Genomic DNA, 26268 nt, shown 5'->3' with positions numbered 1-26268 from the left:
CCGTGCTGCTGACCGCCTCGCTGGTGGCCGGACTCGTTGGTGCAGGGCCGTCCGCCGCCGCGGCGGACACCAGCGACGACGACCTGCACTTCATGCGTGAACTGGTCGTCGGCATATGGATGAACGGCGGTCCGGGGATCAAGGAAGCGGCCGAGCAGGCACTTCTGGGAACGGATCAGGACTTCAAGGCGTTCCTCGACCAGAGGGACAGCATCGAGTTCGACGACGACTATGTCGACGCGAGCCGGATCTTCAACGCCGGTGGTCCCGCGGTACGCGAGGCCGCCAAAACGGCCTTGAAGAACAGCACCTCGGAGAACCCCGCACCTCTGCGGACGTTTTTGAAGGACGGCTGGAAAGCTCCTCTGGAGGAGGACCAGCAGGTCGAGGTCTCCCGGGTCATCAACTTCGGGGGCAACGGGGTCCAGGACGCCGGCAAGGCAGCGTTGAAGGGCACCGCTGAAGACCGGGCGAAGTTCCTCGCGGAGGGGCAGTACACGGCGCGCGAGACGGACAACGAGGTCGAGGTCTCGCAGCTCGTCAACTCGGGTGGCCCGGCGGTCAAGGCAGCCGGCAAGGTCGCGCTCAAGGGCACGCCCGACGACATCGCCGAGTTCCTGGAGGTGGGGCAGTTCGTCGCGCGCAATCGCGACCAGGAACATGCCACCATCGCCCAGCTGACCGAGCAGGCCACCCTGGCCGGCAAGCGGGCCAAGGACGCGACCGAGAAGGCGCAGGAAGCCTCCACGCGTGCGATCGAGGCGTCGGATCTCGCCAAGGAAGCCGCGCGGAAGGCGGCACGGGAGACCAACGCCGCCAAGAACGACTCCCAGCGGGCGGCAGTCAAGGCCAAGCAGGCCGCCGACGCGGCCCGGGCTGCCGCTGCCGCGTCGCAGACGGCCATCAGCGCGGCCAACGCCGCCAACCGCTCGGCTCGTATCGCCGCCTTCGCCGCGGCGCAGACCGCCGCGGCAGCCGCCAATGCCGCCGACGCCGCCAACGACGCCTACAACGCCTCCATCGCGGCCGCGTACGACGCGGGCCGGGCAGGCGAAGCCAGGGACATGGCGAAGAAGGCCCGCGCCGCGGCCACCCTCGCTCGGACCTCCGCACAGGCGGCCAAGCAGGCCGGCGCCGCCTCACTGGCCGCCGGCGCAGCCGCGAAGGCCTCCCGCAGCGCCAGCAGCAACGCCAACGCCGCGGCGGATGCCGCCGATGAGGCCAACAGCTATGCCGAGGCCGCAGGCGTGCACTCCAGCGAGGCGAAGGCGGCCGCCGCGGAGACCCGCCGCCACGCCAACGAGGCCGACCGCGCAGCCAACGCCGCCGAGGCCCTGGCCGGCAAGTCCGCCAACGCCGCCGACGAGGCACGTGACGCCGCGGAATCCGCGGCCACACATGCCGACAACGCCGCCGCGGCCGCAGAAGAAGCAGCCAAGCACGCCGGCGAATCAGCGAAGGCGGCAGAGCAGGCAAAGAAGCAGGCAGGTGCAGCCAAGAAGGCGGCGGACGCGGCTGAGTCGGCGGCAGCGACGGCCAAGAAGGTCTTCACCATCGCCCGCGAGACCGAGGCGGAGGACCTGACCACCCGTACCGCCGCCGCCATCGAACAGGCCCGGACCCACGCGGCACAGACCGCCTCTGTCACCTCCGCCTCCGCCGCCGGCCTGGTCGAGTCCCGCTCCCTGGACACCACGGCAGCCGAACTGGCTGCCGAGGCCGACAAGCCCGACGCCGACACCAAGGCCCTCGCGCAAAAGGGCCGCGCCCTCGCCCTCAAGGCCCTGAAGGTCCGCGGTCCCTGGCATCAGGAGGCAGCCGCCAGGGCCCTGTCCGGCGCGGACGACGAGGTTCTGGAGTACCTGCGCACGGGGTGGAAGCAGGCTGCTCAGGACGAGATCCGCGAGCAGGTCTCCCAGCTCAGCACGCAAAGCCCCTACGAGGTCGTGCGCAAGGGTGCCGCAGAAGCGCTCAAGGGTTCCGACCAGCAGGTCAGCGACTTCTACACGACCGGTCAGTACGACGTGGCCGCCACCGACTACGCCGTACGCGTCTCCCAGATCAACAACGCCGGCGGCCCCGGCGTGAAGGAGGCGTCCAAGGCCGCACTGGCCAACGGCAAGGGCAAGGTGCTCGCCGCGTTCATCAGCAACGGCCAGTATGCGGCGCTGAACTCCGACGAGCAGGTCATCGCCTCCAAGCTCGTCAACGACGGCGGCCCGGAGATGAAGGCCGCCGCCAAGATCGCCCTGGCCGGCTCCGCTGACGAGCTGCACGAATTCGTCCAGGTCGGCCAGTACATGGCCGACCGCAAGGACAAACTCGCCAGCACCCACATCGCGCAGATGCAGCGCCTGATCGCCGAAGCCTCCGGCGTAGCGGCCAAGGCCCGGTACAACAGCTGGAAGGCGGCGGAAGCCGCTGCCAAGGCCGCCGACGCCAAGGACGACGCCGCCAAGGCCGCGGACGGGGCGAAGAAGTCCGCCAACCTCGCCAAGCAGTACGCCGACGACGCCGACAAGTCCGCCACCAGCGCAGAAGGCAGCGCCGCCGAGGCAGCCAAGTCCGCCAAGACCGCACGCAACGCCGCGAATACGGCAGACCGCGACGCGGCCGATGCCGAAACCTCGGCAGCGAAGGCCGAGTTCTCCGAGAACTACGCGCGTGAATCGGCCTACCTCGCCACGTCGGCGGCCGACGACGCCCGTGCCGCCGCACTCGACGCCGGCAAGAGCGCCAAGGAAGCCACCACCCTCGCCACCCAGGCATGGACGGAGGTGAAGAAGAAGCGCGAGAGCGAGGTGGCCGAAGCACGCCGCAAGGCCGAAGAAGCCCGCAAGCAACAGGAGAAGGAGAAGGCCAAGAAGCCCCACTGCGTCTCCCACACCGGCAACGAAATAGCCGGGCTCCTGCCCTGCGTGATGGCCGGCGGCGACGTCACTCCCGTCATCGACCCCACCCTCACCGCCGTGGTCTGGGAAATCACCGGACTCAACGACCTCAGGGACTGCATCAAAAACCCCGCCTTCGGAGCATGCACCGCCTTCGCTATATCCGTCCTCCCCGTCGGCAAGGTGAAGCTCCTCAAGAAGCTCGGCGAGGGCATCGAAGACATCGCTGAAGGCTCAAGGGTCGCCAAAAAGGCGAAGTGCTTCAAGTGCTTCCTCGCCGGCACCAAAGTACTCATGGCAGATCACTCGACGAAGAACATCGAGTCGATCAAGACCGGTGACGAGGTGATCGCCACCGACCCGGTCAGCGGTCGAACAAGGAAGCAGACCGTCGCCGAGCTCATCGTCACGGAACACGACAAACACTTCAACGAACTCACCATCGCCACCCCCAAGGGCAACCGCCACCTCACCGCCACCAACGAGCACCCCTTCTGGTCGCCCTCACAGAACGCCTGGACCGAAGCCGCCCACTTGCGTCCTGGCATGACGCTGAGAACCGTCGATGGCGGCGCGGTCACGGTCACGGGGAATCGTCCCTTCACCAAAAACGCCAGGACGTACAACCTGACGGTCGACAACCTGCACACGTACTATGTACTCGCAGGTAAGACGCCTGTGTTGGTGCACAATGTCGACTGTGGCCCGGACTTGGGCGAGTTCTGGAAGCCAAAGCCTGCGTCACAGGTATGCGGAAAGGGCGGCTGCGAAGCTGTCGCAGACCGCATCCAGTCGGTTATCGGAGGCGACATCATGCGCATCACCGACAAGTACGGCGCACCACAACTGGGCAAGTATCGTGGTGTCGACAGCGGTTGGGGTTACCACGACGTCGTCGTCAAGGATGGCCGTGTATTCGATGCCACAACCGGGAGACGGGGCGAGCCAATTGATCAGTACCGGTCGAATTTTGAGTACGGCGACGACCTCGTCTTCAAGCCGGCTCCGCGATAGGAAGTGACGGTAGTGGATCTCCGTGAAAGGCTCGCTGACGTACAGAGGCGACCTCACGCATATGGCTTGACTACATTCGGCGAGGTGGCAGCATTCGTGACCGGCGTGGATGCCGCAACTGAATGGCAATTCCTCGGCGGTTTCCGCCAATTCCTGGCCGACAAGTCACACCTCGGCCCCAACCTGGCCTGGCAGGTGATGGTGATCAGGATGGCCTATCCTGCCGAAGCTGACGAATTCTGGGTCACTGCCTCGCATAGTGAAAGCATGGAGGCGATCTCAGTTCTCTTCAGTGAGCTCCAGTCGTTCCTTGCCCATCGAGATGGACCTGGAACAAATTAGCCCAGCGGGTTCGTGACTGCCGGCTCTCCGCCCGAAGTTCTCGCCGGCGGAGAGCCGGCAGCAGTTCAGGCAAGCCCATTTCCGCGCCAGGGACGGGTGACTGGCGTCCCTCCATGCGGACCGGCACGGACCGGCGATCGACGAGAGCCTCCCGAGCAACCGCTTGCTTCGCCCACTCTCCCACGCCCGTAATGGTGCCCCCGCGCACCGTTGGAGGCCGAACTATGGCGCCCCACCACATACGCCCCTGACCTGCGTGTTCCTACCGTGTGGCGACACGTAGGCGTTTCCGTTCAACGTCAGGAAGTGGTGTCGATGTCCTCCTCCGTGACCGCTGTCCCGCCGCGCGCGGGGCTCCGGCGTATCGTCGCCGCCAGTCTGATCGGCACCACCGTGGAGTGGTACGACTTCTTTTTGTACGGGTCGGCCGCGGCGCTGGTGTTCAACAAGCTGTTCTTTCCGGGGTCCGATCCGCTCGTGGGGACGTTGTTGTCGTTTCTGACGTATGCGGTGGGGTTCGCGGCGCGGCCTCTCGGGGCGTTGGTGTTCGGGCATTACGGGGACCGGCTGGGGCGCAAGAAGCTGCTGGTGCTGAGTCTGCTGATGATGGGCGGGGCGACCTTCGCGATCGGTTTGCTGCCGACGCATGCGACGGTCGGGTCCGCGGCGCCGGTGTTGCTGACCGTGCTGCGGCTGGTCCAGGGGTTCGCACTGGGCGGTGAGTGGGGCGGGGCGGTGCTGCTGGTGTCGGAGCACGGTGACGCGCGGCGGCGCGGGTTCTGGGCGTCCTGGCCGCAGACCGGTGCGCCCGCGGGGCAGTTGCTGGCGACGGGTGTGCTGTCGGTGATGACGGCGCTGTTGTCCGGCGCGGCGTTCGCGTCATGGGGGTGGCGGGTGCCGTTCCTGCTCTCCGGCGTGCTGGTGGTCGTGGGGCTGTGGGTGCGGCTCTCGGTGGATGAATCGCCGGTGTTCAAGGCCGCGTTGGCGAGCGCCGAGGCGCGGCGGGCACAGGGCGCCGCCGTGGAGCGGCTGCCGCTGGTGGCGGTGCTCAGGCACCACTGGCGGGATGTGCTGATCGCGATGGGTGCGCGGATGGCCGAGAACATCTCGTACTACGTCATCACGGCGTTCGTGCTCGTCTACGCCACCACGCACACGGGACTGTCGCAGCAGACCGCCCTCAACGCCGTCCTGATCGCCTCCGCGCTGCACTTCGCGGTCATCCCCGCCTGGGGCGCGCTCTCGGACCGGGTCGGGCGCCGGCCGGTCTATCTGCTGGGCGCGGTGGGCGTCGCCGTCTGGGCGTTCCCGTTCTTCGCGCTGGTGGACTCGCGCCAGTTCGGGCTGCTGCTGCTCGCGGTGAGCGTCGGGCTGGTCTTCCACGGTGCGATGTACGCGCCGCAGGCGGCCTTCTTCGCGGAGATGTTCGCGACCCGGATGCGGTACTCGGGCGCCTCGATCGGCGCCCAGTTCTCCTCGGTCGCGGCCGGCGCGCCCGCGCCGCTGATCGCGACGGCGCTGCTCGCGGACTTCGACAGCCCGGCGCCGATCGCCCTGTACGTCATCGCGGCCGCGCTGCTGACGCTGCTCGCGGTGGGTGTGGCGCGGGAGACCCGTCACCGGGATCTCGCCGCGGTGGACGGCACGGCGACGGCCGGCGCGCTCCGGGCGGCGGGCCCGGGAGTGGCGGAGGGCGGGACCTCGTCGGCCGTACCGTCCTGAGGGGCCCGGCCGAGGGGCCGGGGAACCTGATGTTCGGCGGGGGCGTGGCGGGCCGGGGACGCTCCGGGAGACGGGGCAGCAGGTCCGCCACGCCCCCGCCGGGCGTCAGGAGTTCTTGCTCTTCAGGGAGTCCTTCATCCCCTGGATGTTCTCCTTGGCGTTGCCCATGGCGCTCTTGGCCTTGCCCTTGGCCTCGTCGGTGCGGCCCTCGCTCTTCATGCGCTCGTCGCCCATGGCCTTGCCGGCCTTCTGCTTGGCCTTGCCCTTCATCTTGTCCATGGCGCCTCTGTCGGTCATGACGAACTCCTCTTGTGCGGTAGGGGGAAAGCTTCGCCACCACGCTGCCGCAGGTCGCGGCGGCCCGCACCCGGAGGCGGCTACCGGTACCGGCCGGTTCGGACGCCGGCGCCGGGCACCGTCACCGGCTACCTGCCGGTATCGCGTGCCACGGCTGACGACAACTGGTGCAGCCGCAGTGCCAGCTGGATCTCCAGGGCGCGCGCCGGGCTCTGCCAGTCGGGTCCCAGCAGCCGGCTCACCCGCTCCAGGCGCTGGGCGACGGTGTTCACATGGACGTGCAGGGCGTCCTTGGTGCGGGCCGGGCTCATGCCGCAGGCGAAGTAGGCGCCGAGGGTGCGCAGCAGCTCCGTGCCGCGGCGGCCGTCGTAGTCGGCGACCGCGCCGAGCGTGCGGTGGACGAAGCCGTCCACGTCGCGGGTGTCGGCGAGCAGCAGACCCAGGAAGCCGAAGTCGGCGGCGGCCGCACCCTGGCCCGCCCGGCCCAGTACGCGCAGCGCCTCCCCGCAGCGCCGGGCCTCCGCGTAGGCGTCGGCGACCGCGGCGGGGCGGGCGGCGGGGGCCGGGACCGGGGCGGAGGCGCCGACCGTGACCGGCTGGTGCAGCGCGGCACCGAGCCGGGCGGCGATCTCCCGGGCGGTGTGTGCCGGGTCGCCGTCGGAGCCGAGCGGCAGCAGCAGGACGGCGCCGCCGTCGCGTACGGCCGCCAGGCCATGGCGGGTGGCGGCGAGGTGGGAGGCCGCCGACCACAGGCGGCGGCGGTCGGCTCCGTCGGGCGGGGGCGCGGCGCCGGCGGCGGGCGGTGCCTCGTCGGTCCGGGCCGCCAGGACGACGTGCGGGACGCCGAGGTCGGCGCCGACCCGGGCCGCGCGTTCGCCGAGCAGGCGGGGGTCGCGGTCGGCGGCGTTCAGCAGGTCGTCCAACAGCTCGCCGCGCACCCGCTGTTCGGCCTCGCCGGCGGTCCGCCGGGCGAGCAGCAGCAGCGAGGTGACCATGGCGGCCCGCTCCAGGGTGCGCTGGTCGACCGGGTCGAGGGCCGGGTGGCCGCGCAGGACGAGCGCGCCCAGCACCTCACCGCCCGCCCCGACCGCGGCGACCCATTCGTCGCCCTCCCGTACGGCGTGGCCGTCGGCGCGGGAGCGGTCCAGCACCGCGGCCGGGGCCCCGCCGGGCTCGGTGAACTCGACGTCGCCGTGCAGGACTTCCGCCAGCGCGTCGGCCACGTCGAGGACCCCACCGCCGCGCAGCACCAGTTCGGTCAGCCGGTCGTGGATGTCCGAGGCCCGCTCGACGGCCGCGCTGCGGTCGCGGATGATCTCGTTCGCGGCCTCCAGTTCGGTGAGGGTCTTGCGGGTCTCGGCGAGGAGGCGGGCGGTGTCGATGGCGACGGCGGCGTGCGCCGCGTGCGCGGCGAGCAGGGCTATCTCGCCGTGTTCGAAGACCCGCTCGCGGCGGTCGGCGGCGAAGAGCACGCCGATCACGCCGCTGCCGAGCATCAGCGGCACCCCGAGGATCGCCACCAGGCCCTCGTCGTGCACGCCCGAGTCGATGCTGCGGGTGTGCCGGAACCGCTCGTCGTGGAAGTAGCTGTCGGTGACATAGGGACGGGCGGTCTGTGCGACCAGCCCGCCCAGGCCCTCGCCCATGCCGAGCCGCAGCTGCTGGAACCGCGCGGAGACCGAGCCGTCGGTGACCCGCATGAAGGTGTCGCCGGCGGCGGGGTCGTGGAGGGTGAGGTAGGCGACCTCGGTGCCCAGGAGGGAACGGGCCCGGCGCACGATCGCCCGCAGCACCGCGTCGGGGTCGCGCAGCCCGGCGAGGTCGTGGGCGGTGGCGTGCAGCGCGGACAGTTCGGCCTCGCGCCGCCGGCGGCCCGCCAGCTCGGCACGGACCCGCAGCGCGAGGAGCTTGGCCCGCTCCAGTGCGGCGAGCCGGGCGGCGGACGCGCCGTCGGCACGGGCACGGAGCACCGGACGCTCGTAGTCCTCGGCGGGGGCCCCGGCCGCCAGCAGCCCGAGGAAGGCGGTCTCTGCCGGGTCGTCGGCGGGCGCGCCGGCCCGGGCGTGGTCCCGGGCGGGCGGAACGGGCGCCGGCGGACGGGCGGCCGCGGGGCCGGGCGACGGCGTCGCCACGGGCGCGGGGTCCGGCTCGGGCGCCGGCTGATCGCAGGACATGGTCACAGGGATACCTCCGGGTCGCCGCGGTCCGCCAGCCTCCGCGGCCGGGTACCGGACCGGCGGCCGCTCAGTGCGCGCTCCAGCCCCCGTCCAGCACCAGCGAGGCACCCGTCATGAACGACGCCTGCGGGGTGCAGAGGTAGGCGACGGCCTCGGCGACCTCTTCCGGTTCGAGCAGCCGCTTGAGGGCGGAGTCGGCGAGCAGGAGGTCGGTCAGGACGCGTTCCTCGGGGATGCCGTGTGCGGCTGCCTGGTCGGCGAGCTGCCGTTCGACGAGCGGGGTGCGGACATAGCCGGGGTTGACGCAGTTGCTGGTGACGCCGTGCCGGGCGCCCTCCAGGGCGGCGGTCTTCGACAGCCCCTCCAGGCCGTGTTTGGCCGCGACGTACGCGGACTTGTAGGGGGACGCCCGCAGGCCGTGCACGGACGAGATGTTGACGACGCGGCCCCAGCCCTGCGCGTACATATGGGGCAGCGCGCCCCGCAGCAGCCGGAAGGGCGCCTCCAGCATGACGGTCAGCACCTGGTGGAAGACCTCGGGCGGGAACTCCTCCAGGGGGCGTACGAGCTGGAGGCCGGCGTTGTTGACGAGCAGATCGGCGCCGGCCGCGGCCCGTTCCGCGGCGTCGAGGTCGGTGAGGTCCAGCGACCGCGGTTCGATGCCGCCGCGGCCGCCGTCCGGGTGATCCGCCACGAGGGCGGCCAGCCCGTCGGCGTCCCGGTCGACCGCGCGCACCGTGGCGCCGGCCGCCGCCAGCCGCAGCGCGCAGGCGCGCCCGATGCCACTGGCCGCTCCGGTGACGAGCGCGGTGCGGCCGTCGAGATCGAGGGATACCGGGCCTGGGGTGCCGATCACGGTCATGCCCGCACCCTAGGCAGCGGCCGGGTCGGTCACCGATGTGGTCCGGCGCCACAGTTCGCGGCCCGGGGGTGGCGGCGGCCCACGTCAGATGTGGTGCCCGCGCCCGCTCCCGGCCGCCCCACCGCCGCTCGCGGCGGCCTGTCCGCTTCACCCGACCGGCCGTCCCGGATCGCCGTGCCCCCCTCCGCGCCCCTAGCGTCGTACGGTGCGGCGTGCTGTCCGCACACCGTCCGCGCACCGCCGCCCCGAGGGGAGAGACCGACATGCACAGGCTCATCGCCGTGCCGACGGCGCTGCTCGCCCTGGCCGCGGCGAGCTGCGGGGACACCGACGGCGGCCGGGACCCCACGGCCGCGGCGTCCTCCGCGGCGGGCACCGCGCCGGGCCCCGACGAGACCCTGGGCGAGGACCCCGGCTCCGCGTCCCCCACCGTCCCCGGACAGCCGATGAACTGCGGCGATCTGCGCGATGCCCTGGGCAAGGCGGGTGACGTCACCCTCTACGCGGACCCGGCGGCCGGTGGCACGGTGGAATGCGGCGAGGCCCGCCGGGTGATGTCCGAGTTCTTCCTGCGGGTCCCGCACGAGGGCCGGGACGACCGGGGAACCCTGGCCGTCCGGGGCTGGTTCTGCCAGTACGAGAGCGGGCCCACCGGCACCTGGATCACGACCTGCCGCAAGGGCGAACGGGAGATGCACACCGAGGAGCCGACCGATCAGCCGTCCGGGGAGCCCGGCGGACCGGACGGATCCCAGCTGCCCACGCTGCCCGGCGCGCCCTCCGACCCGATGGACGAGCCGTCGACGGAGGAGCTGTAGCCGCCGGAGTGCGGGCGCCCGCCGGGGGACGGTGCCTCAGGGCTGCTGCCCCTCCGGCTCCTCCCCCATCTTGTGGAACCACGTCGGCCCGGCCTCCTGCGCCCGCTTGATGCGGGTCAGCGCGTACTCCTCCAGCTCCGGCAGGGCGTCCACGTCGAACCAGCCCACCTCCAGCGACTCGTCGTCGTTGACCCTGGCCTCGCCGCCGATCGCCCGGCAGCGCAGCGTCACGTCCATGAACTGGCAGACGTCGCCGTTGGGGTAGTGGGTGGGCGGCATGGTCTCGATGAGGACGACGCCCTCGACGGCGACCCGCACCGCGGTCTCCTCGTAGACCTCGCGGATCGCGGTCTCGGCGGGCTGCTCACCGGGCTCGGGAATGCCGCCGATCACCGACCAGCCGCCGGTGTCGGCCCGCTTGCCCAGCAGCACCCGGCCCTGGTCGTCGAAGACCACCGCGCTCACCCCGGGCAGCCAGAGCAGCTGCCGGCCGATGGAGGTCCGGAGGTGACGGATGAATTCGGGGGTAGCCATGCTCCGACCCTACGGGACGTCCCCGACGGGCCCCGGCCCCCCGGGCGAGATGCCGCCGGCCGCCCCGCCCGGCGCGTTCAGGCGCCCGCCGGGGTCCCCTCGCGCGGCCGCAGCCGGCCGCGGATCGCCCGGACGGCGCCCTCCGCGTCGTCGACGGTGACGGTGAAGTCGCGCCCGTCGCCGAGCCGCACCACCATGCCCTCGCCGCGGCGCACGACCACGGCCGTGCCCTGCTCGGGGCGCCAGCGGTAGCCCCAGCCGCCCCAGTGGCGCGGGGTGACCTGGGGGGTGAAATCGGCGCCGACGACGGTGTCGAGGGGGATGCGGCGGCGCGGCACTCCTATATGGCCGCACCGCACCTCCAGGCAGTCCTTGTCGATGCGGACCGCGACATGGACGTAGGCGAGCGTGCCGAAGAGCACCAGCAGGCCGACGGCGACGCAGCCGACCACCGACATCACCAGGGGCGCCAGACCCGCGGTCCAGCTGCTCTCGACGGCGAGCTCGATGCCCAGCGCGAGACAGCCCGCACCGACCGCGGCCAGCAGCCACTGGACGCGGTTGGTGGCACTGCCGTGCCACACCTCGGGAATCTCCGCGTGGGAGCCGCCGGTGGGGCGCGCTCCGCTGTCGGCGCCATCGGTCGTACCAGGGTCGTCGGGGGCTGCTGCCCCCTCGTGGGGGTGGTCCCTCATGAGACGCAGCGTACGCGTCTTTGCACGCTGCGGCAGGGCGTCGGCCGGGCGTTCACGGCCCGGAGCCCCGGGGCGCCGACGTCATGGCCGACGTCAGCGGCGGACGGCCGCGGCGACCCCGTCGGCATGGGCCAAGCCCCCGGCCGGGGTGTCCGGCGCGAGGTCCGTACGGCCCCCGGCGAGCAGCCGGCCCTCGGCGAAGGCGAGCGCCTCGGCCGGCAGTCCGGCGGGGCGCCCGCTGAGGATCACGCTGAGGGCGCCGGTCGGGGCGGCCGCCGGCGCCGGTTCGGCACCGATACGGCGCAGCGCCTGGGCGGCGACCGCCTCGGCGGAGCCGTACAGGACGAGGGCGGGGGCCCCGGGCTGCTGGAGGGCGGCGCGGATGCGTTCGGCGACCAGCTCGTAGTGGGTGCAGCCCAGGACGACGCTGCGCAGGCCCCGCGGGGTGCGGGCCGCCGCGGCCGCGATGGCGTCGTCGATCGCCGCCTCGTCGGCGGCCTGGACCGCGTCGGCGAGCCCGGGGCAGGGCACTCCGGTGACCTCCACGCCCCGCCCGAAGCGCTCGATCAGGTCCCGCTGGTAGGGGCTGCCGGTGGTGGCGGGGGTGGCCCAGATGGCGAGCGGGCCGCCGCCGGCCGCCGCGGGCTTGATGGCCGGGACGGTGCCGATGACCGGGATGCCGGGTTCGAGTGCGGCGCGGAGCGCCGGCAGCGCGTGCACGGACGCGGTGTTGCAGGCGACGATCAGGGCGTCGGGGTGGTGTGCGGCCGCGGAGCGGGCCACCGCCAGTGCGTGTGCGGTGACGTCCTCGGGGGTGCGGGGGCCCCAGGGCATGCCGTCGGGGTCGGAGGAGAGGACCAGATCGGCGTCCGGCCGCAGTCGCCGCATGACGGCGGCCGCCGCGAGCAGCCCGGTCCCGGAGTCCATCAGCGCGATCTTCACCCGGACACTTTACTCAGTCGCACCTACGGCTTGTCATACCGGGCACGGCGGCGGGGCGGTCCCGCGGGGCCGTGGACGGCGGAAGGGTGCCGCTCGGTTCCGTCCCGCGCCGTGACACCCGTGTCGATCACCGGTGCCGTGCGGTGGCGGTGCGGCAGACTGCGGCCGTGAGCGCGATGGAGTGGATCGGTGCCGGGTCGCTGCTGGCCTGGGTGTGGCTGCTGCTGGGGCAGGGCTTCTTCTGGCGGACGGACCTGCGGCTGCCGGAGCGCCGGGACCCGGAGCGCTGGCCGTCGGTCGCGGTGGTGGTCCCGGCGCGGGACGAGGCCGCGGTGCTGCCCGACAGCCTGCCGTCGCTGCTCGGGCAGAAGTACCCGGGCCGGGCGGAGGTGTTCCTCGTCGACGACGGCAGTACGGACGGGACGGGCGCGCTGGCCCGGGAGCTGGCGGCCGCGCGCGGGGGGCTGCCGCTGACGGTGTCCTCGCCGGGCGAGCCCGGGCCGGGGTGGACGGGGAAGCTGTGGGCCCTGCGGCACGGCATCGCGCTGGCGCGGGAGCGGACCGCCCCGGAGTACCTGCTGCTGACCGACGCGGACATCGCACACGCCCCGGACAGCCTGCGGGAGTTGGTGGCCGCGGCCCGGTCGGCCGGCCTCGATCTGGTGTCGCAGATGGCGCGGCTGCGGGTGGTGACGTTCTGGGAGCGGCTGATCGTGCCGGCGTTCGTGTACTTCTTCGGGCAGCTGTATCCGTTCCGGTGGGTCAACCGGCCCGGAGCGCGGACCGCGGCGGCGGCCGGCGGCTGTGTGCTGCTGCGGCGGGAGGCCGCGGAGCGGGCGGGCGTGCCGGAGGCGATCCGGCACGCGGTGATCGACGATGTGACGCTGGCCCGTGCGGTGAAGCGCTCCGGCGGGACCGTCTGGCTGGGGCTCGCGGACCGGGTGGACAGCGTGCGGCCGTATCCGCGGCCGGCCGAGCTGTGGCGGATGGTCTCGCGCAGCGCCTACGCCCAGCTCCGGCACCAGCCGCTGCTGCTGCTCGGCACGGTCCTCGGTCTCGCGCTGGTGTATCTGGCCCCGCCCGTCGCGCTGGTGGCCGGGCTGGCCGCCGGCCGTACGGCCGTCGCCGTGCTCGGCGGGGCCGCCTGGGCGGTGATGTGCGGGACGTATCTGCCGATGCTGCGCTACTACGGGCAGCGGCCGTGGTGGGCGCCGCTGCTGCCCTTCACCGCGCTCCTGTATCTGCTGATGACCGTGGACTCGGCGGTGCGGCATTACCGGGGGCGCGGCGCGGCCTGGAAGGGGCGGACGTATCCGGCGCCCTGAGCGGCGCCCCCGGTGCCGCCGTCACTTACGGGCCGGTGACCAGTCCAGGCCCCAGCCGTAGGCGTGGTCGACGGTGCGCTGGGGGCTGACGCCGGGCTCGGGGACGAGGTAGCGGGACTCGCGCTGGACGACGAGTTCGCCGCCGGTGTGGGTGATCAGGGCGAGCGCGCAGACGTTGGAGGGCACCGTGCAGGCGTCGAGCGAGAAGTCGACGGGGGCGCCGTGCTGGGGCTGGAGGGTGACCGTCGCGCTCAGGCCCTCGAAGCTGCGGGCGCCGGCGTAGACGGTGACGAAGATCAGGATGCGCTTGATGCGTGCCTGGTGATCGAGGTTGATCGTCATGTTCTCGCCGGCCTCGACGGCGCCCGTGCGGTCGTCTCCGTCGAGCTGGATGAACGGCGGGGCGTGCAGGGCGCCGAAGTTGCCGCCGAGCGGGTGGACCACCCCGGCGGCGCCGTCGGTGAGTTCGTACAGCGCGCACAGGTCGAGGTCGAGTTCGCCGGACGGGGGCAGCAGCGACCCGCGGGCGCCCATGGCCTGCATCGCCTTGCGGCCGAGTTTCCTGCCGAGCTGCTTGCCCGCCGAGCCGCCGCTCCAGTTGAGGTTCACCCGCATCGCCCCGGAGGTGCCGCCCTGCTTCGTCAGGGAGACGGCCGGGGCGTCCTTCGTGAGGGTGACTTTCGTCAGACGAACGGGAGGCGCCTGCGGTGCGGGCGCGGGCTGCCCCGGCGGAGGCGGAACGGACCCGGCGGGCCGGCCCGTCGGCGGCGGCGCGGGGGCCATCGGGGGCGGGGCCATGGGCGGCGCGGGCGCCGGAGGCGGCGGGGCGGGCATGACGGGGGCCGGTGGGGCCGGGGCCCCGGCGGGCGGGGCGGGCGGCGGCGGTGCCGGTTCCTCGACGCTGATGCCGAAGTCGGTGGCCAGTCCGGCGAGCCCGGTGTCGTAGCCCTGCCCCACCGCGCGGAACTTCCAGGCGCCCTGGCGGCGGTAGAGCTCGCCGAGCACGAAGGCGGTCTCGGTGCCGGCGTCCCGGCTGTCGAAGCGGGCCAGTTCCGCGCCGCTCGCCGCGTCCAGCACCCGGATGTGCAGCCCGGGGACGCTCCCGAAGGTGCCGCCGTCGGCGGAGGCGGCCAGCACCACCGTGTCGACGGCGGGCTCGACGGAGGCCAGGGCGACGGTGAGGGTGTCGGTCACCGCGCCGCCGGCGGGCCGCTTGCCCTCGTGGCGTACGGCGCCGGAGGCGTGCGCGGCCTGGTTGTAGAAGACGAAGTCCCCGTCGTCGCGGACCCGTCCGGACACCAGCAGCAGGGCGGAGGCGTCCACGTCCGGTGTCCCCGGGGCCGTCTGCCAGCCCAGCTCCACCCGGACCTCCGGGGCAGGTACCGGGACATTGCTGCCCTTGAGCATCGACATCGCCGCGCCTTCCTCTCGTCCGCCGTGCCTCCTGTCCGGTGGCACTCTCAACCTACTTGGCCCGAACCGTTCCGAACGCACCGTGTTCACCTGCGAGAAGCGGCGTCTTTACACGATCCCTACGGGCGATCGCGACCGATTTCCGCAAGTTCGCTCGCATTGGCGCTCCATGGCCACTCACCACACGCAAAACAACCCTCTTTTCAGGCTCCCCAATCGGCACATCGTGGGCTTAACTTATGAGGTATGACCTCCCCCCGCTCTACCTACGGCGGCTACTACGCTTCGCCCTCCTTCCCGGACACCCCGATCTACGACAGCCTCGTAGCCGAACGGGGTACGCCGCAGATCGCCCCGATCCGGGTGAACCCCTCCCCGTACGAGACGGGTTCGTCCTATTTGCCGGCGCTCCCCTCGGCGCTGCCGGCACTCCCGGCCGCGCCCTCCCACCCGTCGCCCCAGGGCTATCCGGGAGCGGCCGCGCAGCCGGTCGCCCCGCTGCAGCAGGCCCCGGCGCCGTACATCCCGCAGCAGGCGGGCGGCGGCCGCGGCTACCAGTCCCCGCAACAGCAGCAGCCCCAGCGGCCGCCCATGGGCACGGGCTACGAGGCGATGCGCCCGGCCGCTCCGGTGGCGCCCCGGCAGGCGTCGCCGTACGACGACCCGTACGGCCGGCAGGATCCGCGGGGGTACTGACCCGGCCGACCGGCCGGCTGTCCGAGGCTGCTGGCAGGATGGAGGGCATGCTCAAGCCTGCCCTCCGGTCGATCCATCTCTACCCGGTCAAATCCATTGCGGGGTCCGGTCCCGGCGAGGCGGTCGTGGAGCCGTGGGGGCTCGCGGGGGACCGACGCTGGCTGCTGGTGGACGCCGAGGGCAGGCAGATCACCCAACGGCAGCAGCGGACCCTCGCGTTGGCCCGCGCCGAGGAGCAGCCCGGCGGCGGGCTCCGGTGCACCGCGCCCGGCAGGGAGCCGCTGACGGTCGAGGTGCCCGCCTTCGGGGAGACGGTCCCGGTCCGGATGTGGAACGAAGAGGTCGAGGCGGTGCCGGCGGACCCGGCGGCGGCCGAGTGGTTCGGCGGCTATCTGGGCGTCGAGTGCCGGCTGGTGCACCTCGACGCCCCGGAGAAGCGCCGGCCCATCGACCCGGACCACTGCATGCCCGGTGACACGGTCAGCTTCGCCGACGGCTTCCCGCTGCTGCTGACCTCCACCTCGTCACTGGACGCCCTCAACTCCCTCATCGCGCAGGGCGACCACGCCGACGAGGGCCCGCTGCCCATGAACCGTTTCCGGCCCAATGTGGTGGTGGACGGCACCGCCCCCTGGGCGGAGGACGACTGGCGGCGCGTCCGCATCGGCGAGGTGGACTTCGAGGTGGCCAAGCCCAGCTCGCGCTGCGTGATCACCACCACCGACCAGCTCACCGCCGAGCGCGGCAAGGAGCCGCTGCGCACCCTCGCCCGGCACCGCCGCTTCGGTGACCGGCTGGTCTTCGGCCAGAATCTGATCCCCCGCGGGTTGGGCACGATCCGCATCGGCGACCCGTTCGAGATACTCGGCTGACCGGCCGGCACGGTACGCACCCGACGGGCCGCCATGGCCGTTCGCCGGTTCGGGCGGGCGCGCGGCCAGTTGGTGGTGAGCAGCATGCGCGAGGTGATCCGGCCGGACACGGAGTTCACCGCGGCGCGCCAGATGGGCCGGCTGTACGCGGAGACGGACCGGACGACGGCCGAGGGCTACGCGGGCCTGCGGGCGTACATCGACATGGGCTGGGTGCGCGCGCTCGGCGCGGACGGCGAGGGACGGCGCGCCGAAGGGCCGCGGACTGTGGCCGGCGCGGCTGGTGGCGGACCGTTTCACGGTGGCCGCGGGGGCTCCGGGGACGGCGGGGCCGGGTGCCGTGGTGACGCCGGCGGTACGGCTGCACTGAGCGCGATGCCGTGCGGGCCGCGCGCTCCGGCGCGCGGGTCCCGGTTCACGCGCCATACGTCCGGTTGTCGCTCTTTGTACCGGGTGAAGTTGCTCTCTCTTGGCGGAAGTCTCGCGTGGACCACCCCTCATGAGGTATCCACGGACACGGAGAGGGGGCAGGATGCGAGCGATGAGAGGTGTATGGCGCTGGCGGCACAACCCGCTGCGGCGCCGGACCGACCGGGTCGAGGCCTGGGTGGCGCTCGCCGCCGCCCTGCTGGTCGTCTTCGGGGCGACCTCCGCGGGCTTGCTCGCCGGGCGGTCCACGCACGGCGCGCTGCTGACGACCGTACGGATACAGCACCAGCAGCGGCATCTGGAGTGGGTGACGGTCGACCGGCTGGTCTCCCGTACCCCGCTCGACCCCGATCCCGAGACCTCCTCGCAGCGCGATGCGCACCGCCGGGTCGTCGCCCGCTGGACGGGCCGGGACGGCACCGCGCACATGGGGCAGCTCGCCGCGCCGCGTCCGGTGGAGACCGGTGAGCGGTTCCGGATCTGGACGGACGGCCGGGGCCGGGTGGTGCCGCGGCCTATGGACGCGAGCACGGCGGGTACGCACGCGGTGCTGGCCGGTCTCGGCACCGCGGCCGGGGTCGGCATGATGATCGAGGGCGCCCGGCGGCTGATCGTCTGGCTGCTGATGGTGCGTCGCTTCCGCCGCTGGGACGAGGCGTGGGAGCGGGCCGGCCAGGACTGGGGCCGGGCCGGCGCGGGGAGTTGAGAGGCCGCCTTTCCGGGCTGCCGACCGTGTCAACTCCCGTCCGCCGGGCGCGCTACGGTGGTGGCGCCAGCCTCTCGGCTGGGGCCTCGCAGACCGGAATGCGGACATCCGCGGACGGATGGTGCCGGGCCGACGACAGCCGCACGAAGTGGGGACACGACAGCGCCATGGCACAGGGCTCGGTCCAGGTGACGCACTCCGGAACGTCGCGTTGGCGGCGCCGCACAGGGGAGTACAACTCGCTCGCCGCCGCCCTGGAAGCCGCCGGGGACGGTGATGTGCTGACCGTCCCGGCCGGCACCTACCGGGAGAACCTGGTGCTGGTGCGCGCGGTGACGCTGCGAGGCCCGGACGGGGCGCGCGGCTCGGTGCGGATCGCCCCCGCCGACGGCGTCGCGCTGACCGTCCGCGCCTCGGCCACCGTCCACGATCTGCACCTGGAGGCCACGGACTCGGCCTCGCCCGCGCTGCTGGTGGAGGACGGCGCCCCGGAGCTGACCGGCCTGCGGGTGGTGACCCGCTCCGCGTCCGGCATCGAGGTGCGCGGCGGCGCCCGCCCGACGGTGCGGCGCTGCACGGTCGACAACGCGGGCGGGGTGGGCATCAGCGTCCTGGACGGCGCGGGCGGCGTCTTCGAGGAGTGCGAGGTGATGGCCGCCGGGCAGACGGGGGTGGCGGTGCGCGGCGGGGCCCACCCCCGGCTGGAGAACTGCCGGATCCACCACGCCTCGGGCGCCGGCCTGTCGGTCAACGGCGAGGGCAGCGCGGTCGAGGCGGTGGGCTGCGAGCTGTACGAGATCAAGGGCGCGGGGATCCAGGTGGCCGCGCGGGCCACCGGCCACCTCACCGACTGCACCGTGCACCGCACCTCCGCCGACGGCGTCACCCTCGACACCGACGCGGTGCTCACCCTCGCCGACTGCGACATCCACGACATCCCGGAGAACGCGGTCGATCTGCGGTCGCGTTCGGTGCTGACGCTGACCCGCAGCACGGTGCGGCACTTCGGACGCAATGGCCTGTCCGTATGGGACCCGGGCACCCGCGTGGACGCCAACCAGTGCGAGATCCACGACAGCACGGGCGACTATCCGGCGGTGTGGGTCAGCGACGGCGCCACCGCGCTGCTGGACTCGACGCGGGTGCACGACGTGCCGGACGCCCTGTTCGTGCTGGACCGGGGCTCCCGCGCCGACGTCGTGGACTGCGACATCGCGCAGGTGCGCAACACCGCGGTGTCGGTCAGCGACGGGGCGACCGTACAGCTCGACGACTGCCGCATCCGGGAGGCGGCGACCGGTGCGTGGTTCCGCGACCACGGCAGCGGCGGCACCCTCGCCAACTGCACCATCGACGGCGCGCAGACCGGGGTGATCGTCACCAAGGGCGCGGACCCCACCATCGAGGGCTGCACGGTCAGTTCACCGGCCGAGGCCGGCTTCTACGTCTCCGCCGAGGGCCGCGGCACCTTCCAGGGCTGCCGCGTCACCGGCAGCTCGGGGTTCGGCTTCCATGTGATCGACGGCTGCCGTACGGCGCTGACCCGGTGCCGTACGGAGCGGTGTGCGCGCGGCGGCTACGAGTTCGCCGACGGCGGCGCCGGACAGAGCGACGGGCCGACGGTCCAGGACTGCACCAGCGACGAGAGCCGTGCCGTGCAGACGCCGGCGGCCGGGGCGGTGGCGGCCCCCGCGGTGCAGCAGGCGACGCAGACGGCGGGGCTGCTGGGCACCGTCCCGGCGCAGCTTCCGCCGCCGGCCGCCCCGGCCGCCCCGGCCGCCCCGGAACCGGCCGTCAGCAGCCGGCCCTCCGACGAGGTGCTGGGCGAACTCGACACCCTCGTGGGGCTGGAGAGCGTCAAGCGCGAGGTGCGCAGCCTGATCAACATGATCGAGATCGGCCGACGGCGCCAGGAGGCCGGCCTGAAGGCCGCGTCCGTCCGCCGCCACCTGGTGTTCACCGGCTCCCCCGGCACCGGCAAGACGACCGTGGCGCGGCTGTACGGCGAGATCCTGGCGTCCCTGGCGGTGCTGGAACGCGGCCATCTGGTCGAGGTGTCCCGGGTGGACCTGGTCGGCGAGCACATCGGGTCGACGGCGATCCGTACCCAGGAGGCGTTCGACCGGGCGCGCGGCGGGGTGCTCTTCATCGACGAGGCGTACGCCCTCTCCCCCGAGGACTCCGGGCGGGACTTCGGGCGGGAGGCCATCGACACCCTGGTGAAGCTGATGGAGGACCACCGCGAGGCCGTGGTGGTGATCGTGGCGGGCTACACCGCCGAGATGGAGCGCTTCCTGGCGGTCAACCCCGGTGTGGCGTCCCGTTTCTCACGCACCATCACCTTCGGCGACTACGCCCCCGAGGAGTTGCTGCGGATCGTCGAGCAGCAGGGCGAGGAGCACGAGTACCGCCTCGCCGAGGGGACCGGCGAGGCGCTGCTGAAGTACTTCACGGCACTGCCCAAGGGGCCGTCGTTCGGCAACGGCCGTACCGCGCGGCAGACCTTCGAGGCGATGGTCGAGCGGCACGCGGGGCGGGTGGCGCAGCTGGCCGCCCCGGACACCGACGACCTGTGCCTGCTCTACCCGGACGATCTGCCCGAACTCCCCTGAGCGCCCGGACTGCCCTGTGCCGGGCGGTCGTCCGGACACCCGCCGGACGCGCGGTGTCCTGCGGGCCGCTGGCCCGGCAGGTCCGGGCCGAGCCGGGCGATCAGCTCGGCGCGCACCCGGCCGAAGACCGGGTCGGCCTGGTAGTCGCCGTGGCCCAGTATCTGGGCGGGCAGCGGGTTCTGCAGGGTCCGGCCGAAGGCGAGCGGGTCGCGCAGCGGCCCCTCGTCGATCCGGCGGCCGTCGTCGCAGGTGAGCCGGATGGGGCCGCCGATGGGGTCGGTGAAGCGCCACAGGTTGCGCCAGTCGTCCATCTGACGGTGCAGTCCGGTCAGCGCCGGCGGCCCGAAGAAGGCGGGGAACCAGCGTCCGTAGAGCCGCTCCAGCGGGCTGCCGTAGGTCAGCAGCGCGACCCGGCTGCGGGTGACCAGGTCCAGCTGCCAGACGGCGGCGGCCGCCAGCACACTGCCCTGGGAGTGCCCGGAGAGCACCAGCCGGCCGTCGAACCGCTCGGTCCAGGTGGCCATCCGCCAGGTGAGGTCGGGGACCGCGCGCTCGGCGTAGCAGGGCGGCGCGAAGGGGTGGGCGGCGCGCGGCCAGAACGTCCCGACGTCCCAGAGGATGCCGATGGTGCGGCGGGCGGAGTGGTCGCGGTAGGCCCGCCGGCCCATGGTGATCAGCAGTATGACGCCGGCGCTCATCAGCCAGGAGCCCAGGGACTCGGCGGTCTCCGCGGCGGCGTGCAGGACCGGCGGCGCCCCCTCGGTGGCGCGGCCCGGCGCCCGGTCGCTCAGCCAGGCGCCGGCCACCGCGCCCGCGCCGAGCACGAGGGTCACGGCGGCGGTGGCCGCGACCAGGACGGGGGCGGAGTCGGTGAGTCCGGCGCCTGCGATGGTGCCGGCGATCCGCTTCGTCCGGCGCTCGTCGGGGTGCTCGCGCGGGTCGTAGAGCCCGGGGACGTCCTTGGCCACCCGGCGGCTGACGATCATCACGCGTACCGCGGCGAGCATCACGACGAGCACGACGACGACCAGCAGGACCGGGATGACCGACGCCTGCCAGGACAGCAGGACCGGCGGCCCCGGGATGGGCGCGTGGTCCTGGCCGGGGGTCGCCCCGCCGTCCAGCCAGTCCGCGAACCGCTGCGCCACTCCCCCGGACAGCACCCCGCCGACCGCGCACGCCAGCAGGGCCACGGCGGGCCCGCCCATGCCGCACAGCGCGGTCCGGGCGTCGTCGGGGGCGGAACGCTGCAGGACCCAGGCGGTCAGCGCCAGCGCCAGCACCAACAGGCCCTGGAAGACGGCGATCCCGCCGAAGGCCGCCGCACCGGGCAGGGCGCCGTGGCTGTGGGCCCCGGGCCGCGCCCAGCCGGTGTGCACGACGATCAGTGCCAGCGCCCCGAGGGAGGCGAACGGCAGCGCCCGCACCACCAGATGGTCGGACTCGTCGTCCGGCGCGGCCTCGCTGCGGGCGGTGCGCCAGACGACCACGACGGTGACGGCCGCGAGCAGGATGACCAGGGCGGCCAGCGCGCGTCCGGTGACCGCGAGGGCGGTGTGGCCGCCGTCGCGGCCGTCGGCCCGGGCGCCGGCCGCGAGGAGCACGGCGGCGATGGTCAGCACGCCGGCCGTGGTGTGCGCGGCGCGCAGCCGGGCGACCAGCCGGCGGCCGTACCAGAAGCCGTTGAGGCTGAGCGCGGTGCGTTCGGCGACGGGGGTGTCGCGGGAGGTACCGGGCTGCCGGGGCGGCGGTGAGGCGGATTCGTAGGCGCTCCACGTACGGTGCGAGAGCCACCACAGGAAGCCGACGACCAGCAACGGCACCATCGAGGCGAGGGCGAGACGGCGGCCCGGGGCACTCCACCAGCCGGAGTTGTCGGGGCTGAGGAAGCCCATCCAGGACTTGTCCGCGGCGCAGAGGGTGGTGCCGGCGCACTGCCAGGCGGTGAGGTCGAGGGCGACCTCGCAGGCCGCGGCGGCGAGCAGGACGGTGAGGGTGAGGGCCAGGATGCGCACCAGAAGGTCGTAGAGGCGCTGGGCCGGATGCTCGGGCGGGGCGGCCGGGCGCATCCAGTGGGCGAGGTTGGCGACCATGAAGGGCACCAGCAGCAGCCACAGGGCGCGGGCCCCGTTGCCCGAGGTGAGGTTCGACCAGCAGTACGCCTCGCGCACCGGCTCGCCGCGGTAGTCGTCGGGCCGCTGCTCGGCGTCCGCGTCGTCCGTGCGCCGGTAACAGGCGGCCGTGTCGTCGCCGGTGATCAACTGGACGCGCGGGTCGCCGAGCATCTCCTGTGCGGTGGTGCCGCCGACGCCGTGCACCAGCAGCTCCAGGGACAGCTGCGGCACGCCGGGCGGCGGCCCCTCCGGACCTCCCTCGCGGTCCGTTGAACGCGCCTGCGGTGTCGGGTCCGCGGTCTCCACTGGTGTCCCCCGTAGTCGTGCGCCGTGCGGTGCGGGCTGGGTGTGTGGTGCTCGGGCTTCTCGCGGGTGGGGTGGTGCGTGGTGGGCGTCGTGCTGGGTGGTGATGGCGCTGTGAGGCTCGTGCTGTGAGGCGCTCGTGCCGTGAGGTGCTTGTGCTGCTTTGGGTTCGTGCGCGGGTGGTGCGTGTGCTGAGATCGGTTCGTGCGCGGGGTGGTGCCTGCGCTGTCGTTGCTTCGTTCGCCGGGTGGTGCGCGCGGTGGCTCGTGCCGTGCGGTGGTGCCCCGTTGTTGTTCGTGTGCGCGTCGCGCGGTGCGGCACCCCCCGGATTGTCTCTTCCCCCGCACCGCGCATCCAGCACCCACACCGCGGCGGCACTTGGGGGTGGGGCGGGAGGCGGGTCGCTTTGCGCGCCCGCGCGTCCCCCACCAGCCCTCACTTCTCCCGTCACCAGCCCCACTGTCAGTACCTCGTGCGAGGATGAGGGCATCAGTGATCGCAGGCGGCAGCCAGCGCGTACGACCCGACACAGCGAGCCGGGGCGGAAGGGACGGGCCGGGGTGAGCGACAACCAGAACCTCCTCGCGGAGCAGCGGCGGGCCCTGATTCTCGACGAGATCAGGCGGCGCGGCGGGGTGCGGGTCAATGAACTCACCCGCAAGCTGAACGTGTCCGATATGACGGTCCGTCGCGATCTGGACGCGCTGGCCCGGCAGGGCATGGTGGAGAAGGTGCACGGCGGCGCGGTGCCGGTCAGCGAGCCGAGCGCGCACGAGCCCGGCTTCGAGGTGAAGTCGGCGCTGGAGCTGAACGCCAAGGAGGACATCGCCAAGGCGGCGGCCGAGATGGCGGCGCCGGGCAGCGCGATCGCGCTGGCGGGCGGTACGACCGCGTTCGCGCTGGCCCAGCAGCTGCTGGACGTTCCGGACCTGACGGTGGTGACGAACTCGGTGCGGGTGGCCGATGTGTTCTACAGCGCGCAGCGGGCGGCGGCCAGCGGTGGCGCGGGGCCGCGCGCCGGCGCCGCGACGGTGGTGCTGACGGGCGGGGTGCGTACCCCGTCGGACACCCTGGTGGGCCCGGTGGCGGACGCCGCGATCCGCTCGCTGCACTTCGATGTGCTCTTCCTCGGGGTGCACGGCATATCGGTGGAGGCCGGGCTGTCGACCCCCAACCTGGCGGAGGCCGAGACCAACCGGCATTTCGTACGGTCCGCGCGCCGGGTGGTGGTGGTCGCCGACCACACCAAGTGGGGCACGGTCGGCCTGAGTTCGTTCGCGACACTGGATCAGGTGGAGGTGCTGGTGACGGATGCCGGGCTGTCCGCCGAGGCCCGCGCGGAGTTCGCCGAGCTGCCGCCGGAGCTGGTGGTGGCGGGCGAGCAGCCGGTCGACGCGGACCTCTGACGACCTGCTGGCGTACCGGCTGACGCACTGACGGCCCGTCAGCTATCGTGAGGCACGCAGGCCCGCCGACCGTCCCGTAGGGGGTGCTCGTCCCATGGCACGCCAACTCCGCCCCGTGGAACTCGACTTCGCCGAGTCCGCACCGCTGCGGCTGGTGTTCGCGGCGGAGGTCACCGCGCGGCCCGAGAAGGTGTTTGCGGCGCTGGCGGACGATGTGGCGGGCTGGTCGCACTGGTTCACGGGCGTGACCCGGTCGGCGCCGACGCACGGCGGCTCCGGCCGCGAGGTGCACCTGACCGGCGGCACCCGCTTCACGGAAACGGTCCTGGCGGCCGAGCCCGACAGCCACTACGCCTACCGGGTCGACACCACCAACGCCCCTGGCCTGCACGCCCTGTTGGAGGACTGGCGCCTGACGCCCTCGGGCGGCGGCACCCGGCTGCGGTGGATGTTCGCGGCGGACGGCCCGGCCCCGGTCCGCTTCCTGCTGACGCTGGCCAGGCCGGGCCTGGGACGCGCCTTCAGGGAGTCGGCGCGGGCCCTGGACCGCCGGCTCGCGGAGACCTGAGGCAACTCGGGCGGACACCACCTGGGACGGCGGCGGGGGGCCGGAACCCTGGGGGCAGCGCCGTACGAGGCAGCGGCCACCGCTGTCCACCACACCGACCCGACGCCCCGGCTGATCCCAACCGGCCACCACCCGCGGCCCACCGCCCTCAGGCGCCCCGGCCCCGGACCGCTCTCCTGGGCCGGCCGGCCGGAACAGCGGCCTCAGGCCGGCCAGGAGCCGGTGGCCAGGAACGTGTCGAGAGTGCGCGCGTAGGGCGTGATGTCCAGCCCCTGGGAGGCCAGCCAGTCGTTGGAGTAGTACTTGTCGAGGTAGCGGTCGCCCGGGTCGCACAGCAGGGTGACGACCGATCCCCGACGGCCCTCGGCGACCATCTCCGCGACGATCTTCAGGGCGCTCCACAGCCCCGTGCCGGTCGAGCCGCCCGCCTTGCGGCCTATCGCGGTCTCCAGGGCGCGTACGGCGGCGATACTGGCCGCGTCCGGCACCTTCATCATCCGGTCGATCGCGCCGGGGACGAAGCTCGGTTCCATACGGGGCCGCCCGATGCCCTCGATGCGGGAGGCGGTGGCGCAGTCCGTCTTCGCGTCGCCGGTCAGCCACCCGTCGAAGAAACAGGAGTTCTCCGGGTCGGGGACACAGATACGGGTGTCGTACTGCATGTAGTGGACATAGCGGGCGATGGTCGCGGAGGTGCCGCCGGTGCCCGCGGTCGCCACGATCCAGGCGGGCTCGGGATAGCGTTCGAGCCGCAGCTGCTGGTAGATCGACTCGGCGATGTTGTTGTTGCCGCGCCAGTCCGTGGCCCGTTCCGCGTAGGTGAACTGATCCATGTAGTGACCGCCGGACTCCGCGGCGAGCCGGGCGGAGACCTCGTAGACGGTCCGCGGGTCCTGCACCAGGTGGCAGGTGCCGCCGTGGAACTCGATCAGCCGGGTCTTCTCGCGGCTGGTGGTGGCCGGCATCACCGCGATGAACGGCACCCCGATGAGCGAGGCGAAGTACGCCTCGGACACGGCCGTGGAGCCGCTGGAGGACTCGATGACGGGCTTGCCGGGGCGGATCCAGCCGTTGCACAGCCCGTAGAGGAACAGCGAGCGGGCCAGCCGGTGCTTGAGGCTGCCGGTGGGGTGCGTCGACTCGTCCTTGAGGTAGAGGTCGATGCCCCACTCCTCGGGCAGCGGGAAGCGCAGGAGGTGGGTGTCGGCGGTGCGGTTGGCGTCCGCCTGGACCTTGCGGACGGCCTCTTTCAGCCAGCTCCGGTAGGCCGGATCCGAGCGGTCGCCGTCCATGGTCGGCATCGGGGCGCCGGACCCGGCCTCGGCCGGCGTCGAGGTCGTCTGGGCACCGCCCTCGCCCGGTATCGAGATCCCGGCCCCGGCCTCCTGGTCGGGCCGGCTCTGCGGCTGCTGTGCGGTGCTCACCGGCGCGCTCCTCTGGGGTGGCGAAGCCCGCGCGCTACGGCGGGCGGACTTCGACTATAACCACCCTTCGCACCCTTCTCACCTGCATAAACATCACTTTGGGATA

General features: G+C 73.1%; 20 protein-coding genes. 11 read left to right on the top strand and 9 right to left on the bottom strand.

Going from position 1 to position 26268, the window contains the following annotated elements:
- The first annotated feature begins 2 nt into the window (after positions 1–2).
- The 3 genes from K7396_RS30545 (at position 3) to K7396_RS30535 (ending at position 5969) form a co-directional block, all read left to right on the top strand.
- On the top strand, positions 3–3905 hold the full coding sequence (locus K7396_RS30545; protein ID WP_158101068.1) for a polymorphic toxin-type HINT domain-containing protein: 3903 nt from the start codon (positions 3–5) through the stop codon (positions 3903–3905).
- An 84-nt stretch (positions 3906–3989) separates the two neighbouring features.
- Positions 3990–4247 carry a hypothetical protein gene (locus K7396_RS30540; protein WP_143589002.1) on the top strand — a complete coding sequence of 86 codons (258 nt, stop codon included), beginning with the start codon at positions 3990–3992 and terminating at the stop codon, positions 4245–4247.
- A 315-nt stretch (positions 4248–4562) separates the two neighbouring features.
- Positions 4563–5969 (top strand): MFS transporter, encoded by a 1407-nt coding sequence (locus K7396_RS30535; RefSeq protein ID WP_086715289.1) that lies wholly within the window; start codon positions 4563–4565, stop codon positions 5967–5969.
- 105 nt (positions 5970–6074) lie between these two features.
- Here the strand turns inward: K7396_RS30535 and K7396_RS30530 are convergent, their stop codons facing one another.
- The 3 genes from K7396_RS30530 to K7396_RS30520 form a co-directional block, all read right to left on the bottom strand.
- Positions 6075–6266, bottom strand: coding sequence for a CsbD family protein (locus K7396_RS30530; RefSeq protein ID WP_152105067.1), 192 nt, complete (start codon positions 6264–6266; stop codon positions 6075–6077).
- A gap of 128 nt (positions 6267–6394) precedes the next feature.
- Positions 6395–8440, bottom strand: coding sequence for a helix-turn-helix domain-containing protein (locus K7396_RS30525; protein WP_152105068.1), 2046 nt, complete (start codon positions 8438–8440; stop codon positions 6395–6397).
- A gap of 70 nt (positions 8441–8510) precedes the next feature.
- Entirely contained in the window at positions 8511–9305 is a 795-nt protein-coding gene (locus K7396_RS30520; RefSeq protein ID WP_086720288.1) for a 3-hydroxybutyrate dehydrogenase, read from the bottom strand.
- A gap of 263 nt (positions 9306–9568) precedes the next feature.
- Between K7396_RS30520 and K7396_RS30515 the strand changes: the two genes are divergently transcribed.
- Positions 9569–10123: a hypothetical protein gene (locus tag K7396_RS30515; RefSeq protein ID WP_086720289.1), complete on the top strand. Its 555-nt coding sequence runs from the start codon at positions 9569–9571 to the stop codon at positions 10121–10123.
- 36 nt (positions 10124–10159) lie between these two features.
- Here the strand turns inward: K7396_RS30515 and K7396_RS30510 are convergent, their stop codons facing one another.
- The 3 genes from K7396_RS30510 to K7396_RS30500 form a co-directional block, all read right to left on the bottom strand.
- Complete coding sequence (locus tag K7396_RS30510) at positions 10160–10657, bottom strand: NUDIX hydrolase (protein WP_086720290.1); 498 nt, start codon at positions 10655–10657, stop codon at positions 10160–10162.
- Between the two features lie 77 nt (positions 10658–10734).
- Entirely contained in the window at positions 10735–11352 is a 618-nt protein-coding gene (locus K7396_RS30505; protein WP_086719203.1) for a hypothetical protein, read from the bottom strand.
- 93 nt (positions 11353–11445) lie between these two features.
- Positions 11446–12294 (bottom strand): glutamate racemase, encoded by an 849-nt coding sequence (locus K7396_RS30500; RefSeq protein ID WP_086719204.1) that lies wholly within the window; start codon positions 12292–12294, stop codon positions 11446–11448.
- Between the two features lie 176 nt (positions 12295–12470).
- Here K7396_RS30500 and K7396_RS30495 point away from each other — a divergent pair, with 176 nt between their 5' ends.
- Complete coding sequence (locus K7396_RS30495; RefSeq protein WP_086719205.1) at positions 12471–13619, top strand: glycosyltransferase; 1149 nt, start codon at positions 12471–12473, stop codon at positions 13617–13619.
- 21 nt (positions 13620–13640) lie between these two features.
- Here K7396_RS30495 and K7396_RS30490 read toward each other — a convergent pair whose 3' ends face one another.
- Positions 13641–15032 carry a TerD family protein gene (locus tag K7396_RS30490; protein ID WP_152105069.1) on the bottom strand — a complete coding sequence of 464 codons (1392 nt, stop codon included), beginning with the start codon at positions 15030–15032 and terminating at the stop codon, positions 13641–13643.
- Between the two features lie 246 nt (positions 15033–15278).
- On the opposite strand from K7396_RS30490, the gene K7396_RS30485 reads away from it, so the two are divergent.
- The 4 genes from K7396_RS30485 (at position 15279) to K7396_RS30465 (ending at position 20347) form a co-directional block, all read left to right on the top strand.
- A complete protein-coding gene (locus K7396_RS30485) occupies positions 15279–15728 on the top strand; it encodes a DUF6643 family protein (RefSeq protein WP_086721340.1) in 450 nt (149 codons plus the stop codon).
- Positions 15729–15775: 47 nt separating this feature from the next.
- Positions 15776–16600: an MOSC domain-containing protein gene (locus K7396_RS30480; protein ID WP_086721339.1), complete on the top strand. Its 825-nt coding sequence runs from the start codon at positions 15776–15778 to the stop codon at positions 16598–16600.
- Between the two features lie 541 nt (positions 16601–17141).
- A complete protein-coding gene (locus K7396_RS30470) occupies positions 17142–17735 on the top strand; it encodes an Rv1733c family protein (RefSeq protein ID WP_086721338.1) in 594 nt (197 codons plus the stop codon).
- A gap of 167 nt (positions 17736–17902) precedes the next feature.
- Positions 17903–20347 (top strand): right-handed parallel beta-helix repeat-containing protein, encoded by a 2445-nt coding sequence (locus K7396_RS30465; protein WP_086721337.1) that lies wholly within the window; start codon positions 17903–17905, stop codon positions 20345–20347.
- Here the strand turns inward: K7396_RS30465 and K7396_RS30460 are convergent.
- Entirely contained in the window at positions 20317–22767 is a 2451-nt protein-coding gene (locus K7396_RS30460) for a hypothetical protein (RefSeq protein WP_373866964.1), read from the bottom strand. The two genes, K7396_RS30465 and K7396_RS30460, sit on opposite strands and share 31 nt — an antisense overlap.
- A gap of 557 nt (positions 22768–23324) precedes the next feature.
- Between K7396_RS30460 and K7396_RS30455 the strand changes: the two genes are divergently transcribed.
- Both K7396_RS30455 and K7396_RS30450 read left to right on the top strand, forming a co-directional pair.
- Entirely contained in the window at positions 23325–24170 is an 846-nt protein-coding gene (locus K7396_RS30455; RefSeq protein ID WP_086721336.1) for a DeoR/GlpR family DNA-binding transcription regulator, read from the top strand.
- 94 nt (positions 24171–24264) lie between these two features.
- Positions 24265–24738: an SRPBCC family protein gene (locus K7396_RS30450; protein WP_086721335.1), complete on the top strand. Its 474-nt coding sequence runs from the start codon at positions 24265–24267 to the stop codon at positions 24736–24738.
- 203 nt (positions 24739–24941) lie between these two features.
- On the opposite strand, the gene K7396_RS30445 is transcribed toward K7396_RS30450, so the two are convergent.
- The gene (locus tag K7396_RS30445; RefSeq protein ID WP_086721334.1) at positions 24942–26162 is read right to left on the bottom strand and encodes a PLP-dependent cysteine synthase family protein; all 1221 of its coding nucleotides are present in this window, start codon (positions 26160–26162) and stop codon (positions 24942–24944) included.
- Positions 26163–26268 lie beyond the last annotated feature (106 nt).

Origin of the sequence: Streptomyces angustmyceticus (genome assembly GCF_019933235.1) — a bacterium.
In the GTDB taxonomy this organism is placed as follows: Bacteria; Actinomycetota; Actinomycetes; order Streptomycetales; family Streptomycetaceae; genus Streptomyces; species Streptomyces angustmyceticus.
This window is presented reverse-complemented; position numbering and strand designations above follow the sequence as displayed.